The sequence below is a fragment of the Arthrobacter sp. fls2-241-R2A-200 genome, from assembly GCF_030209745.1.
GTDB lineage: Bacteria > Actinomycetota > Actinomycetes > Actinomycetales > Micrococcaceae > Arthrobacter.
In genome coordinates, this window is sequence record NZ_JARVRJ010000012.1 from 23028 (window position 1) to 37718 (window position 14691).

Below are 14691 nucleotides of genomic sequence, written 5' to 3' on the forward strand. Positions count from 1 at the left end.
GACTTTCCGCCGTCCGCGCCACCACCGACAGCGAAAAGGAGCACCTATGGGCAACGGGCAGGAAAAGCAGGCCTTGGGCATCGGTCCTGTCTTGGAAAAGTTCGCCGATGTGAAACGGATTGCCGTGCTGCGCGGTGGTGGCCTAGGGGATCTCATCTTCACCTATCCAGCGCTGTACGCCTTAAGGGATGCCTACCCGGACGCCACCGTGACGCTCCTCGGCACACCCATCCACGCGGCTGTGGTGGCCGCGACGGAGGGTCCCGTTGACGACGTCGAACTGTTGCCAGCGGCGCGCGGCGTCCACGACGGCCCCCGGAACGGTGAACGGTTCGACGACGACGCCGAGGATCTCGCCGCGCTGGCGGCGTTCTTCGCGGCCATGCGCGTCAGGGAGTTCGACATAGCCCTCCAAATGCACGGCGGCGGCCGTTTCTCCAACCCGTTCCTGCGGCAGATCGGTGCGCGGCACACCGTGGGCACGCGGACCCCCGATGCGGAGCGGCTGGAGCGGAACCTGGATTACATCTATTACCAGAACGAGCCGGACCGCTGGCTGGAAGTGGCGGGCCTGGCCGGAGCACCCGCGATGATTGCACCGCCCCTGCGCGCCCGGAAGGAACATAGGGAGTCCATAGCGGGCTTGCGTGATCACCGGTACGGCTCCTTGGTGGTGGTCCATCCGGGCGCCACCGATCCGCGGAGGCGCTGGCCGGCGTCGTACTTTGCGGACGCCGCGGCGGGCGTCGCCCGGGCAGGTGCCCAGGTACTCATCGTGGGCGACCACTCCGAGAAGGCACTGGCCCAGGAGGTTGCCGAGGTGGCCGCACGGCAGTTGGTCGGGGAAAGCGCCGTCGCCCCGGTTGCCGTTCGTTCGGTTGCCGTTCGTTCGCCTGCCGTTCGCTCGGTCGCAGGTGAACTGGAAATCGGCGAGCTGGCCGCACTCTTGGAATCGGCCACGGTGATGCTGGCCAGTGACAGCGGCCCCCGGCACTTGGCCCAGGCCCTCGGCACGCCAACGGTGGGGATCTACTGGGTGGGCAACGCGTTCAACGCGGCGCCTCGGGGGCGGGCCCTGCACCGCGTCCACATGTCCTGGGTCACCAGGTGCCCTCGCTGCGGCGCCGACGTCACCCAGGTGGGTTGGACGGCTCCGCACTGCGGCCACGACGAGACCCTCATTGAGGGCATCGCCGTGGCCGACGTTGTTCAGGACGTGCTGGACCTTACGGCCACGAGCCTTCTTCTGCGGGGGTGATCAGGAGTTCGCGGACCTCACTGCCGAAGGGCTGTGAGAGGGCGAACAGCACAGCCTGCGCAACGTTGGCGGGGTCGTTGAGCTTTGAATCGTCCTGCGGTTTGTACTGCTCATCGCGGTCGTCGAAGAAGTGCGTCTTCATGCCGCCGGGGATGATCGTGGTGACGCCGATGACTCCCCCGGTCTCCGCCGCGAGCGCACGGCTGAAGCCTATGACGCCAAACTTGGAGGCGCAGTAGGCCGTGGCATCGGGGAGGGCCCGCAAGCCCAGGGTCGATGCGATGGTGATGGCGCGGCCGCGAGAACCCTTCAGATAAGGCAGGGCGGCCCGGACTGTGGAAACGGTGCCAAGGAGGTTCACTCCGATCACCTTTTCCCATTCCTCGGCCGGGACGTCGCCGAGCTTGCCGCAGCGATCAATGCCCGCAGCGGTCACAACGCCATCCAAGCCGCCCAAGCTGTCTGCGGCCTCTTTCACTGCAGCTTCCACCGCTTCGCGGTTGGATACGTCAACTTCGAGTGCCTTTGCGCCCGAGACGTTGCTGATGTCGCGGTCGAAGACGAACGGCGTGCCGCCGGCGTCGCGGATTGCCTCAACAATGGCAGCTCCAAGACCAGACCCGCCTCCGGTCACAATGACGCGGCCAGGTGTTTGCGTGTTCATGCGGTTCCTTTCGTTGGGTCGAACAAGGCGTTCCTTGGGTCGAACGTAGGGAATCAGCTGACTTTGGCCAGTGCTGCAGCCAAGCCGCTGGTGGAGCGGGCCGGATGGAAAGGCACGGTGACGCAGCGCCCTCCCCAGCCCGCAACAAGCCGGGCTTCCGGCAGTTCATCAGGGACATAGTCGCCGCCCTTGACCCAAATATCGGGCCGGATGTCCGTTAGGCACGCCTCGGGGGTGTCCTCCTCGAAAACGACCACGGCATCGACGCATTCGAGCGCGAGCAACAACTCTGCCCTGTCTTCGACGCTCACGATGGGCCGGTGCATGCCTTTGAGCCGCCTGACAGAGTCGTCGGAATTCAGGCAAACAACCAGGCAGTCGCCCATGGCGCGTGCTGCTGCCAAGGTCCGGGCGTGGCCGGCATGCAGGAGATCGAAACAACCGCCGGTGGCCACCACCGTTCCGCCCTTGGCGCGGATGGACTCGGCGAGCCGGAGCCCGTCGGGGTTGCCTCCGCGGAGCAGCTCAAGGCCCTGATGTTCGACGACGGGACCCGGCTTGGGTGCCTCTTCCACCGTTGCCGAGGCCAAAGCTGCCGATGCCAAAGCTGCAGAGCCCAAAGCTGCCGCTCCTCCCCGGGCCAGGAATCCGGATGCGTCTTCCACTGCCCGGGCTGCGGCCTCCGGGAGGGCCAGTCCAAGGCCCAAGTACACCGCCAGGCTTCCGGCCAGGCGGTCACCGGCACCGCAGGGATCGCTGACGTTGGTTTGGGGTGCGGTGATGGCGTGGGCCGACGGGTCTCCCACGGAGAGCAGCACCGCCCCGTCTTCGCCCCGGGTCACCAAGACAGCATTGCTTTGCCACTTCCGCATCAAGTGGCGGCCGGCTTCCGTGGCGCCGGTGCAGGACGGATCCAGGCCGCCGGCCTTCGCAACGGCCAAGGCTTCGGAGAGATTCGGCGTGACCACCGCGACCCCCGGCACGGGTTCGGACCCTGCCGGGTGCGGATCCCAAACCACCGGCACCTTGCCGGACACTTGGGCCAGGGCAGCACGGATCTCCACGTTTGCCGTGATCCCACGGCCGTAATCGGCCACCACAATCGCCTCTGCCGAAGCAATCGCCGCCAGCATCACGGGCGTGCTGTCAGGGACCGCCGCCGGGGAGCATCCTTCATCGAACCGAACCATCGGATGCGTTCCGATCCGCACCCGCGTCTTAGTAGGCGTCGGGGCGAGTGGGGCTCCGGCGAGCACCTGCACGCCTTCAAGCGCCCGCTTGAGGTGGCTGGCGCCGTCGTCGTCCGATACCGCGGTGACCAGCGCGACGTCGTGGCCGTCCTGGGCGAGGACGGTGGCTACCAAGCCCGCGCCGCCTGCACGACGCCGGACATCGGCGACGTCCACCACGGGCACCGGCGCGTCGGGGCTGAGCCGTGTGGCGGCACCGTTGATGTCGACGTCGAGCAGGAGGTCGCCAACCACTGTGATCCTCATGGCTGACCGCCGGAGTAGGGACCGGTTCGCCGGGCAACCTCGGCGTCGAAGGCTCTGCACACGGCGTGCACCGCGATCAGGTGGCCTTCTTGTGCATTGGCGGCGATAGCGTCCACGGTGATGGCTTGGTCGCACGCTTCTGAGAGCGGGTTCGGGCCGCTGCCGGTCAGCGCCCACGTGGTGATCCCGCGTTCACGGGCCGTGCGGACTGCGTTGAGCAGGTTGGGGCTGCGGCCACTGGTGGACAGGAGGACCAGGACATCACCGGCGCGGCCGTGGGCACGGACCTGCCGGGCGAAGACTTCCTCGTAGCCGTAGTCGTTGGACAAGGCCGTGACAGCGGACGACTCCGCGTGCAGGGAGATTGCGGAGAACGGTGCCCGCTCGTCGTCGAACCTGCCAACGAGCTCGGCCGTGAGGTGCTGGGCTTCTGCTGCCGAACCACCGTTGCCGGCAGCGAGCAGGCGGTGCCCGGCGAGGAGCCGATGGGCAAGTTCGGTCCCCCATTCAGACAGGCGTCCGGACTGCGAGCGCAGGGATTCCAGTGCGGGCAGGACGTTATCCAGATGGCGGGTGACCTCGGCGTCGTGGATGGTGGCGGCACTGAAGCTGGGCGTCCAGCCTGCGGGCAGCGTTTCCGGGACGGTTGATTTGATGCTCACAACGCCCTCCCTTCCAACGGTCCCAGGCCCTCATCGGCCTGCTGGGCCAGCCCGGCGGCAAGCCCGGCAGCCAGGACGGATCGGTAGGCTTTCTCGGTGTCCGCGGCGATCCTGTCCCAGGAGTAGCGGGAACGGGCGCGACGGGCTCCGGCGCGGCCCATCTCCGCCCGCAAGGCGGGGTCGCCCAGGAGCTTTACCAGCGCCTCAGCGATAGCCTCGGGATCCCGGGGCGGGACCTGGAGTCCTGTTTTCTGGTCGACGACGGTCTCCCGGAGTCCGCCCACTGCGGCCGCAACCACCGGCACTCCGCAAGCCATGGCCTCCAGCGGCACGATGCCGAACGGCTCATACCACGGCGTGCATACCACCGCGTCGGCGCTGCGGAAGATGCCCGGCATGGCATCCCTGGGTACCTGCCCGCGCATGGTGACTTTGTCCTCAACCCCCAATTCCTTGGCCAAGGACCGCAACCGTTGGGCTTCCGGATCTTCCTCAAGGTTCAAAGCGTCCCCGGAGCCGCCAACGATCAAGAGTTCGACGTCGTCAAAGCCCGCCTCGGCGAGGAGCGGAAGTGCTTGGATAATCAGGTCCACCCCCTTGCGTTGCACCAGGCGGCCCACGCTCAGGATCCGGTGTGTGCGTTCCCTGGGTTCGGCGTCGGCGGTTCCTTGGAACAACGCAAGGTCCACGCCGCAGGGGGCGATGGAGATCTTGGAACGGCTGATGCCGAGGACTTTGAGTTCGAACACTTCGTCCGGGCAGGTGGCGATCACCCAGTCGGCGGTGCGGCCTACCCAGGGCTCGAGCCAGGCCCGTGCCGGGGGGCTGGTGTCGGCAGATCCTTGATGCCTGCGCTTGACCGATCCGAGCGCGTGGAATGTTTGCACCACAGGGACGGGATCCGGGGCTCCGGCGCGTTTGGACGCTTGGATGGCTGCCAGTCCGGACATCCAGAAGTGTGCGTGAACAACGTCCGGAAGCTGATCGCCCCAGTCTGCGCAGATGCCGTCCGCCAATTGGCCCATGAACGGCAGCAAGTCATCCTTGGGGATGCGGCGGGCAGGTCCGGCGTCGACATGGACCACGGTGAGCCCAGGTCCCACCTGCACCTTTGCGGGAAGATCCGGATCGTCACGGCGCGTGTAGACGGTGACGTTGTGGCCGCGCTCGGCCAAACTGGAGGACAGTGCTGCCACGTGGACGTTCTGTCCGCCGGCGTCGACGCCGCCCAACGCCGCCAACGGGCTGGCGTGTTCGGAGACCATGGAGATTTTCATGGATGCATCCTCTCGGTGTCGTGGCGTTGGGTGGCTGGCCGGTGGGTGCCCGGCCGGTGGGTGGACAGTTCAGCGAGGAGCGTGTCCCAGGCCCGGAGGAACTTGCCCAAGCCGTAGCGCTCCAGCGCAGCTTCGCGGGCCACCATGCCAATGGCGTAGGCATCGTCGGGGTCTTCCAGGAGGCGCCGCGCGAACCGTTGAAGGTCCTCGACGTCGTTGGAGACCAGGCCGGCGCCGTGCGGGACCGCCCCGGCAGCTTCGGTGGTGGAGAGCGCCAGGACCGGCATGCCCAAGTGCATGGCTTCGAGCAGGGCCAAGCCCAAGGAAGTCCAACGCAGGGGGTGGAGGTAGAGCCTGCAGCGGGCGAGCTCCTCGTGAAGTTTCGCCGCCGACACATCCCCGGAGATCCGGAGCCGCTCCGCGCCGAGGCCGTGCGCTTGCAGGTTCAGTGCCTCTGGCAAGGCTTCAGTTCCCATTCCAAACACTCGCAACGGACCTACAGCCGCGAAGCCGGGCAGGAGGTCGGTTCCTGTGACCCGTCCACGCCGGACGGGCTCGTTGACCACCACACCCATCTCTTCCCGCTCGCCCGTGTACAGGTGCCCGGGGTCCGGAATGCCGTGTTCGATCACCGTGGTCAGGGCCGACCCGGTGTCCCAGAAGAGCTGGTTGAAGTGGGTCACGTGGACCACGGGGATCGTGCTCTGGTCAGCGAGGGGGTGCAGGGTGAAAGGGACATCACCTTTGGGGGTGTTGTGCTCCAGGTACACGGCGGGCAGGTCCATTCCGGGTCGCCGCCCCAAGGCGCGTGCTACTGCCGCAATCTCCTCGGGGCGCTGCAGGACCACGGCGTCCACGCCTCCCGGGTCAAGTGTGTCCAGATCCACCTCTTGCGCGTTGGCGGGCCAGTCACGGCCACCCCGCCCCAAACCCCAGGGGCCGCCGTCGGGCAGTGTGGGCAACAAGTATTCGTGACGGCCACGGACGAAAGCTTCCATCCACCCGCCGTGGACGTGCCACACGAGGATCCTCATGGTTTCCAGACCTTTCGCCGGGTGGACAGGGATGAGACGCCCCCGAGGAGCCGTTCGACCGCCTCGACAACCTGCTCGGGAGCCACGGAGCTCAGGCACGGGTGCCCGGGGACCGGGCATGTGCGGGCCCGGCTGTTTTTGCAGGCCGCTTCCTGGTCGCCGAGCAGTTCCATCGGCACCCCGTACGGTGCCCAGCGGATCGCGGGGACGACGGGCGCGAACAAGCAAACCACCGGAGTGCCAACGGCCGCCGCCAAATGGGCGGGGCCAGTATTGCCGGTGACCACGACGGCGGCGCCCTCGAGAACCGCTGCGAGGGTCCTGAGGTTCGTTCCACCGCCCAGGTTCCGGGCTGAGGGACCGGCCACGGTCGCCGTCAGGGAAGTTTCCCCGGGCCCACCGGTGACCACCACCTTGTGTCCATAGGCCTGAAGCAACTCGACGGTTGCAGCATGGTGGAGCGCGGGCCACGCCCTTGCCGGTGCAGCGGCTCCGGGGTGAACCACAATGTACGGGCCCTCCTCCGCCAGCTCGCGGGCCAGTGAGGTGGCTCCTTCGGGCTCCGGGTCCGGGCCAGAGGTGATGTGCAGCTTTCCGTCGTCGCCGTCCCGCAGCACATAGCCGCCTGCCTCCGCAATGGTCAGTGCGCGGATCACTTCAGGCTGGTCTTCCGGGAAGTCCTCGCCGGGTTTGAGCCGGACATCCAACAGGGAGCCCGCGTAATCCGTGGAGGCCCCCGTGATCTTCCTGACGCCAGCAAGCCGCAGCAGGAGAGCCAAGGGTAGAGGGGATTGATGGAATGACGTGAGGATCACGGCTTCTTCGATCCTGGAATTGCGGACAAACTCGATCAGGCTGTTGATCATCTCTTCCGTTGCCGGAGGTGCCGGGTTGACGATCCACGGGCAGGCCCACGTGTGGACCTGCGTTACGCCCGGGAGCATCTCAGCGGCGCCTGCGCCTTCAGGACCACACAGGAGGACGACGTCGTTGGGCCGGCTTCCGTCGCGGCGGCTTCCGTTGGCCACCGCGCGCAGGGCCGGGCCTGAGAGGAGGACATCGCCCATGCTGTCCAGCCGGGCTACCAGGACGCGGCTCATACGGGCGCGCCTTGGCGTGCTTGGTCTTCCTTGGTTTTCGTGTCGCCCAGCAGGAGCTCAATCGCCTGCTCCAAGTCCTCAGCCACCAGCTCCGCAGCATCAATTTCCTCTTGCCGCGTCACGGGGGTTGGTACTAGGACGGCACGGGTTCCGGCTGCCGTCGCCGCTCCCATATCCGCCCCGATATCACCCACGAACGCAGCCTCGGACGGGTCGATTCCCAAAGCCCGGCACGCGCCAAGAATCATTCCCGGCGCGGGCTTGCGGCAATCACAACCGTCCTCGGGACCGTGCGGGCACACTTGCCACACGTCGAATGGGCCCAACAGCTGATCCACCCGCTGATTGACTGCGTCCACTTGGTGGAGCGTCAGCAGCCCACGGGCCACGCCCGATTGGTTACTGACCACTCCCGTCGCAAGTCCTGCACGGCGAACTCTGTCGAGCGCAGGACCGGCACTTTCCATGGGCCGCGCCAGTTGCGGATCGCCGTTGTAAGGCACATCAACGACGAGCGTTCCATCGCGGTCAAACAGGACCGCCTTCAACGTTCCGGTTCCTCCCATACTCGCAACGTTCCCCAGTTCTCCAGGCGCTAAACAGTGCGGTCACGAGAAGTTTCGTGCCGCTAGACTCCTACCGGGAGGTCACTATGGACACTGTTGAAAGCACCGAACAACCGTTGCTGCTTGCCTTGCGGGCCTTGAAACTTGGGGACCTCTTAGTGGCCGTTCCGGCCCTGCGCGGCCTGCGCCGGGCGTTCCCGGAACACCGGATTCTGTATGCGGCCCCTGCCTGGATAGCGGAGGCCTTGGAGCTGGTGGGCGGCATCCACCATTTGCCGACGCCGGGTTTGGACGACCCCTTGACGGTGCCTCGTGGCGCCGTCGATATCGCGGTCAACCTGCACGGAAACGGCGCCGAAAGCCGGCTCCGGATAGAGGAATTGCAAGCGAACCGGGTGGTGGCTCATGAGTCCCCCGGAATCGACGGGCCATCGTGGATTACCGGCCGCCCCGAGCGGGAACGCTGGACCAGGCTGCTGAACTGGCACGGTATCGAGGCCGATCCCCTGGACTATCGTTTGAACACTCCGGCGGTCCCATCGCCACGCCCGGGCGCCACGGTAATCCACGTGGGCGCGGCCTACGGCAGCAGGCTCTGGCCGGTGGAGCGGTTCGCGGATGTCGCCGTCGAGCTGGCCGCAGCCGGGCATGAGATTGTGCTGACGGGCGGCGCGTCCGAGCGCGGGCGCGCCGAAGAGACCGCCGCCTTGGCCAAGCTCAAAGGAGCAAACCTCGACGACGGCCTGCTGGCCGGGCGGCAGGGCCTGGCAGAGTTTGCGGCCACCATAGCCGCAGCCCGGCTCGTCGTGTCCGCGGACACAGGCGCCGCGCATCTGGCCTCGGCCTACGAACGTCCATCGGTGGTCCTCTTCGGGCCGGCGCCCGCCGAGGAATGGGGTCCGCCGCCCGGCCCGCACGTGGTGCTGACCGCCGTCGAGCTCCGCCGCGGTGACGTCTTCTCGCCGGACCCCGACCCCGCGCTGCTGGCCGTCAGCGTCAAGGACGTACTCGACGCCGTGGCAAGGCTGGGGTGCTGACGGAGGCTAAGGCCCAATTCCGTTCTAAGGCCCAATTCCGTTCTAGGGTGCTGTTCCGTTCTGGAGGTGGTCCTGCTCGTCCAGCAACTGGGCTTGGAGCGAGACAAGGATCTTCGAGAGCTTCCGCGAAACCTGCATCTGTGAAATGCCCAAGGCCTCAGCGATGGTGGACTGAGTTTCCTCACGGTAGTAGCGGCGGTAGAGCAGGTGCCGGTCTTCGGCACTGAGGTCGCGGATTGCGTTCCGCAGGGCCAGCACGTCCTCGAGCCGGTCCGTTGGGCAACCAAAAGCTGAAAGGGAGCCCTGGAGTCCGTCGCGGCCCTCCGAGGCCGGGGCGTCCAACGAGTCCGGACGCTTGCTGGTCCCGGCCATGAGGGCTTCCCGCACCTGACAGGGCTCCAACTGGAGATCCTGGGCGACTTCCTCAGGCGAGGGGGTGCGCTGCAGGGTCTGTGTCATCTCTTCAGTCCGCGCCAGCACCTGCCGACGCACATCCTGGATGGTCCGAGGCGGGCGGACAACCCAGCAGTGATCCCGGAGGTAGCGCTTGACTTCCCCGGCGATGGTTGGAGCGGCGTAGGCCGGGAAGCTGACACCCTTGGACTCGTCGTAGCCACGGGAGGCTTTGATCAGGCCCATGTACGCGACTTGCCGCACGTCGTCGATGTCGTGGGTGTGGGCCGAGTACCTCGCCGCGATGGCTTTGGCCAGATTGAGGTGGTCCAAGACCAAGCTGTCTTGGAAGCTCTGCCGAATACTGCCCTCGGGCGCGGGCCCGGGAGTTCTTGTTCGGACCTCGTAGGGTCGGGTTTGGTGCATGGGGCTTCAATCCTTAGGGGATGTAAAGGGTGAGCCCACGGCAAGACTCTTTAAAAAGAGAAGCACACTTACTATTAGCTTTCAACGGGTATGGGAGTAAAAAGCGAAGTACGCTTACTATTAACCTTCAACGGGGATGCGGGGTGAGGCTCAAAAGGCACCGTATCCAGGAGCGGAGATCGAGATGGAAGAACCACAGCTCGCCGAACCGGCATCAATGGTGGCCGATATCCAAAGCCTGCTCTTGGACACCGACGACGTCACCGAGTTCCTTGAAGAACTCGCAAGGCACTCCGCGGCCATCTTCAGCGGCTCGGCAGGGGAAATATATTGCGGCATCACGCTGATGCGGCAACGCACCGCAGCCACCGTTGCCAGCAGCGGGGAACGGGCACGGCAACTGGATGAAGTCCAGTACGCGTTCGCTGACGGTCCGTGCTTGCACGCCTGCCGCGAAGGCACGCAAGTCCACATTCCGGACTTCGAAAAGGACAACACTTGGCCGGACTATAACGCGGCCATCACCGACCACGGTCTGCGTTCCGTGCTGGCCGTACCGTTCAACCTCCCGGACGATACCGCCAGGGCGGGCTTGAATCTGTACTCGGACCGGCCCCATGCGTTCGACCAAGGCGCCGTGCAGCGGGCCAACGATTACGTTGACCAAGCCTCCAATGGCCTTCGCTTGGCCATTAAGCTGGCGCAACACAGTGAAACGGCCGCCAACTTGCGGGCGGCAATGGAGTCGCGAACGGTCATCGACGTCGCCACGGGCATCATCATTGCCCAGAACAGGTGCACACAAGTGGAAGCCATGGAGCTCATCAAGAAAGCCTCCAGCAACCGCAACATCAAACTGCGGGCCGTAGCCCAGGCCATCGTTGAGTCAGCCGGCGGTGGACAGGTCCAGACGTACTTCAAATAGGCCCGGGCTCCAGCTAGGCGTCAATCACCAAGTCGGTCCGTGCGGTGGAGCAGCACGGCAAGAATTTACCGGCGTCGATTTCCCGTGTCCGGATTCCGCCCTGGTGGTTCATGTCGACCTCCCCTGACAGCTTGACCACTTTGCAGGAGCCGCACATGCCTTCCTTGCAATTCGCGCCGATCCTGACTCCTGCACGTTGGGCCGCCCCCAGGATGTGCTCGTTGGAGTCGATCCGCACATTAATGCCGGTGCGCATAAAGGACATCGTGAGACTTCCCGTCCCCACCGTGTCGAAGCTGGAGGCATCGGGTGCAGCAGCCTTCGGCGCCTCCTCCGGGTTGCCCCCGGACGTTGCCGGACCCGGCACATCATGCTCTACGGATTCCAGCGGCAACCCCGTAGCTTCCAAGGTGCCTTCGGTGTCGTAGCCTGGCTCGTAAAGGCCGAACGCGGCGGGTTGGCTTTCGTAGTAGTCTTCGGCGGAATCGGCGAGTTCCTCTGCAATTTCCTCCGCAATGTCCACGGCAAGCGCGAGTTCTGCTTGGTATTCAAGGAGAGTTTGGCGATCCCCCGAGAAGAACTCCATGTAAATCGAGGTGTCGTCCACCCCAACCTTCCTCAGGAGCTCGGTGGCCGTATTCAGGTACCCCTCGGGCCCACAGGCATAGACTTGGCGGCCATTGGCATCGGGCGCCACCTCCTCAAGCATGGCGGCCGTGAGCCTCCCGCTGAGCCCTTCCCACCCATCGGGCCTGGCGCGGTCACCTAAGGAGTAGAACACTTTCACGCGCGAGTCCACGGAGGCGATGTAGGCCAGCTCCCGGTGGAAGGCGAAGCCGCCGGCAGCGGCCCCGTGGTAGAGAACCACGACGTCGGCCTGCCCCGGCAGCGAGTGGATGGTCCGCACCATGGACATGATGGGGGTGATCCCCGCTCCGGCGGCCAGCAAGAGGTACCGTGCCCGCCGGTCGGCGTCGGGCAGGTGGAATGCCCCGACTGGGCCGAGCATCTCCAGGACCGTACCAGGTTTGACGTTCTCGTGGACCCACGGCGAGACCACTCCGCTAGGGTCGCGCTTGACGGTGATGTCGAAGGTCCACGGCTTCGTGGGCGAACTGGAGAGCGAATAGCTGCGGTCCACCGGATCCCGGTCCTCGCCGTTCACTGGGAAGGCGACGTTAACGTACTGCCCCGCACGGAAGGCCAACGGTGCACCGTCAGTGCGACGGAACACGAAAGTCATCATCCCGCCCACCTCCGGAACGATCTCGACACATTCGGCCATGAACTCCTGCGGATGCCAAGGTCCGAGGGCGCGGGCCGCCCGGGCAGGCGCCTCGGTGCTGCCCATGACCCGGTTCCAAGGCATCTCAAGACCGCGAATGCGCCGTGGTTCTTGGATGGCAGCCTCAGTGCGGATTTCGATCATGCCAAGTGCTCCTGCACGCGCTGTACGTACCAGTTGATGAATGCCTCCACCTGGTATTCGCTCTTCATGTATGGACCCGGTTCGTACGCAGGGCTTCCAGCGCCCTTCTGGCACAACTCCACGAACGCCTTGTCCTGGAGATTTGTTTGCTTCCAGGTGTAGGTGAGCTTTTCCAGGTCGTAATCGACGCCTTCCTCGGCGTCGTCAGCCACCAGCCATGTGGTGCGTACGAGTGTCTGGTGTTCGTTGATGGGGAAAACGCCGAAAGTAATCACGTGGTCCCCGAGGAAGTGGAACCAGCTGTTCGGCTGCAGGTGCATTGAGCAGCGGCCCAGGCGGAAGTCGCGCAGGTCGCCCAGCAGCTTCTTGGAGAGCCTGCGCCCATCGGTCGAGAACGATTCGCCTTCTCCGTCGAGCGATTCCCGTGAGATGCGGATTCCCGCTACGCGTGTGTCGAGCTCCTCGACCACCTCATAGGGAAGGCCATAGCGGCGGCAGCGTTCCTCGAGTGAGGACTGGGCTTCCTTGTTGCGGTCCCACACCTCCTCGAGGTGTGCTGGGATCAGGCCTTCCGTTAGGCCCCAAGTGGGGAAGAGTGAGCATGCGAGTTCCGGGTGCCCGTCGCAGTGGTAGCACTCACGGTTGTTCTCCATGACGAGCTTCCAGTTACCTTCCTCGACGATGTTCTGCTGGTAGGCAACTTTCGTCTTGGACAGATCGTGCGGCGCGAGGTAGGGCTCGAAGATTTTTCCGGTTTCATCGAAATCAGCTGGCGGTTCGTCGGCGATGCAGACAAAGATCAGTCCGGCGAACACACGGCTGTGCGCGCGCTTGAGGCCAAAGCATCCTTTGTCGAACTTCGCCTCTCCCGGCGCAGAGGCATGGATCAGATCACCGTTCGGGTTATACGTCCAGGAGTGGTACCCACATACGAGGTTTCCCGTGGAACCTGCGGGTTCGGTCAGCACCCGGGCACCGCGGTGCCGGCAGACGTTGTGCAGTACGTTCACGCCGCCGTCGTCATTGCGCAGCACGATCAAGGAGTAAGGCCCATAGTCGACCGTCACATAGTCGCCCGGTTCGGGCAGTTCCGCGATGCTGGCGGCAAAGATCCAGTGCTGGCCAAAAATGGCTTGCATGTCGACGCCGAAAATCGTCGGGTCCGTGTAGAACGGGGCGTCGAGGGAATATCCCGCGCGCCGAAAGTCGAACAACTCGCTGATCTCGGCCAGCTGCTCTGCGGGCAAAGATGACGCGAGTTTTCCGCGTGTGTTGAGGGGTAAGTTCGCTGGAGCAGACATGTGGTTCCTCCCGGGGGCTGGGTAAGTATGCGATTCGTGGGGACAACGGGCCGGGGGTCCACCCTGCGTTGTCGAAATCCGCGTAATCACGAGATTAGAGTCGATCGACCTGCAACAAAAGCGCAACATTCAGGAGATATCCATGCACAATAGGTGCATGATTGATCCACGTCTGATTACGCTCCGGGTTTTTGCCCGCTGTGGCACGGTTGGTGCCACAGCCGAGCTGACAGGATATTCCCCTTCCGCTGTTTCCGCGCAGTTGCGTGAGCTCCAACGTGTACTGGGAATGCAACTCCTGACCAAGGACGGCCGGGGTGTGCGGTTGACCGCCACCGGCCGCTTCCTCGTGGAGGGTTCGGACACCCTCATTTCCGAGTGGGAGAGCCTGCGCGCAGCGGCCATGGAAGCCGGCGACCAGGTGCAGTCCCGCTTTGGACTTGGCGGATTCTCGACGGCTGCGGCGCAATTGCTCGCTCCGCTGGCAGCCTCGTTGCGCTCAACACACCCCCTGCTGCAAGTGCAGGTACTCGAGGCCAATCCGGCACGCTGCTTCGATTTATTGGTCGCCGAGCGAATCGACCTGGCGGTCATCGTCGCGATGCAATCGGACAGCTACGGCGAGGATGACCCACGTTTTGAGCAGACCGTTCTGCTTGACGATCCACTGGACGTGATTCTTCCTGCAAGCCATCCCTTGGCGTCCCGGAAAACGGTGACGCTGGAAGAGCTGGCCACGGAGCCCTGGATTACCGAGGCCGCGGGTTCCACCTACCACTCCCTTTTCACCGCAGCCTTCACGGCCGTTGGAGTGACACCACGGATAGCCCATGAGGCCGTTGAATGGGAAACCCAGATCGCGTTCGTAGGCGCGGGACTTGGCGTGGGCCTGCTGCCACGCCTGGCGCCGTTGCACAACGCCGAAAACGTGGTCCGGCTGCACATTGCCGGGAAAGGGAAGCCCGCCCGGCGCATCGTGGCCGCCGTGCGGCGAGGGAGCATCACATCGCCCCTGATCCAGGAGTCGCTCGGCATCCTGCAGGTCAGTGCCGCTCGAATCCTCAACGATCGGCCTAAAGACGATCTCTGACGTGCCCTCCCGTGGCCGGGTAGCCGTCGTTGC

14 protein-coding genes are annotated in these 14691 nt (G+C 65.1%); 4 read left to right on the forward strand and 10 right to left on the reverse strand.

Annotated elements, in window-relative coordinates; genetic code table 11:
• The first annotated feature begins 46 nt into the window (after positions 1-46).
• Entirely contained in the window at positions 47-1258 is a 1212-nt protein-coding gene (locus QRN42_RS14305; protein WP_284979821.1) for a glycosyltransferase family 9 protein, read from the forward strand.
• Here the strand turns inward: QRN42_RS14305 and QRN42_RS14310 are convergent.
• Genes QRN42_RS14310 through QRN42_RS14340 form a run of 7 tightly spaced genes read right to left on the reverse strand, consistent with a single transcriptional unit; the run spans position 1227 to position 8057 of the window.
• On the reverse strand, positions 1227-1922 hold the full coding sequence (locus tag QRN42_RS14310; RefSeq protein WP_284979822.1) for an SDR family oxidoreductase: 696 nt from the start codon (positions 1920-1922) through the stop codon (positions 1227-1229). The two genes, QRN42_RS14305 and QRN42_RS14310, sit on opposite strands and share 32 nt — an antisense overlap.
• A 53-nt stretch (positions 1923-1975) precedes the next feature.
• On the reverse strand, positions 1976-3418 hold the full coding sequence (locus tag QRN42_RS14315; protein ID WP_284979823.1) for a PfkB family carbohydrate kinase: 1443 nt from the start codon (positions 3416-3418) through the stop codon (positions 1976-1978).
• Positions 3415-4080, reverse strand: coding sequence for a D-sedoheptulose-7-phosphate isomerase (locus tag QRN42_RS14320; protein ID WP_284979824.1), 666 nt, complete (start codon positions 4078-4080; stop codon positions 3415-3417). Before QRN42_RS14320 ends, QRN42_RS14315 begins: the two co-directional genes overlap by 4 nt.
• The gene (locus tag QRN42_RS14325; protein WP_284979825.1) at positions 4077-5357 is read right to left on the reverse strand and encodes a glycosyltransferase; all 1281 of its coding nucleotides are present in this window, start codon (positions 5355-5357) and stop codon (positions 4077-4079) included. Before QRN42_RS14325 ends, QRN42_RS14320 begins: the two co-directional genes overlap by 4 nt.
• Positions 5354-6391, reverse strand: a complete 1038-nt coding sequence (locus QRN42_RS14330; protein WP_284979826.1) for a glycosyltransferase — start codon at positions 6389-6391, stop codon at positions 5354-5356. The genes QRN42_RS14325 and QRN42_RS14330 overlap by 4 nt, the downstream gene beginning before the upstream one ends.
• Positions 6388-7491: a glycosyltransferase family 9 protein gene (locus tag QRN42_RS14335; protein WP_284979827.1), complete on the reverse strand. Its 1104-nt coding sequence runs from the start codon at positions 7489-7491 to the stop codon at positions 6388-6390. The genes QRN42_RS14330 and QRN42_RS14335 overlap by 4 nt, the downstream gene beginning before the upstream one ends.
• The gene (locus tag QRN42_RS14340) at positions 7488-8057 is read right to left on the reverse strand and encodes a D-glycero-alpha-D-manno-heptose-1,7-bisphosphate 7-phosphatase (protein WP_284979828.1); all 570 of its coding nucleotides are present in this window, start codon (positions 8055-8057) and stop codon (positions 7488-7490) included. Before QRN42_RS14340 ends, QRN42_RS14335 begins: the two co-directional genes overlap by 4 nt.
• An 86-nt stretch (positions 8058-8143) precedes the next feature.
• Between QRN42_RS14340 and QRN42_RS14345 the strand changes: the two genes are divergently transcribed.
• Positions 8144-9094 carry a glycosyltransferase family 9 protein gene (locus QRN42_RS14345; RefSeq protein WP_284979829.1) on the forward strand — a complete coding sequence of 317 codons (951 nt, stop codon included), beginning with the start codon at positions 8144-8146 and terminating at the stop codon, positions 9092-9094.
• Positions 9095-9136: 42 nt separating this feature from the next.
• Here QRN42_RS14345 and QRN42_RS14350 read toward each other — a convergent pair whose 3' ends face one another.
• Positions 9137-9913 carry a sigma-70 family RNA polymerase sigma factor gene (locus tag QRN42_RS14350; protein ID WP_284976666.1) on the reverse strand — a complete coding sequence of 259 codons (777 nt, stop codon included), beginning with the start codon at positions 9911-9913 and terminating at the stop codon, positions 9137-9139.
• Between the two features lie 184 nt (positions 9914-10097).
• Between QRN42_RS14350 and QRN42_RS14355 the strand changes: the two genes are divergently transcribed.
• Positions 10098-10838: a GAF and ANTAR domain-containing protein gene (locus QRN42_RS14355; protein WP_284979830.1), complete on the forward strand. Its 741-nt coding sequence runs from the start codon at positions 10098-10100 to the stop codon at positions 10836-10838.
• 13 nt (positions 10839-10851) lie between these two features.
• Here the strand turns inward: QRN42_RS14355 and QRN42_RS14360 are convergent, their stop codons facing one another.
• On the reverse strand, positions 10852-12267 hold the full coding sequence (locus QRN42_RS14360; protein WP_284979831.1) for a ferredoxin reductase: 1416 nt from the start codon (positions 12265-12267) through the stop codon (positions 10852-10854).
• Complete coding sequence (locus QRN42_RS14365) at positions 12264-13568, reverse strand: aromatic ring-hydroxylating oxygenase subunit alpha (RefSeq protein WP_284976663.1); 1305 nt, start codon at positions 13566-13568, stop codon at positions 12264-12266. The genes QRN42_RS14360 and QRN42_RS14365 overlap by 4 nt, the downstream gene beginning before the upstream one ends.
• Positions 13569-13725: 157 nt before the next feature.
• On the opposite strand from QRN42_RS14365, the gene QRN42_RS14370 reads away from it, so the two are divergent.
• Positions 13726-14658, forward strand: a complete 933-nt coding sequence (locus QRN42_RS14370; protein WP_284979832.1) for a LysR family transcriptional regulator — start codon at positions 13726-13728, stop codon at positions 14656-14658.
• Positions 14659-14691: the final 33 nt, after the last annotated feature.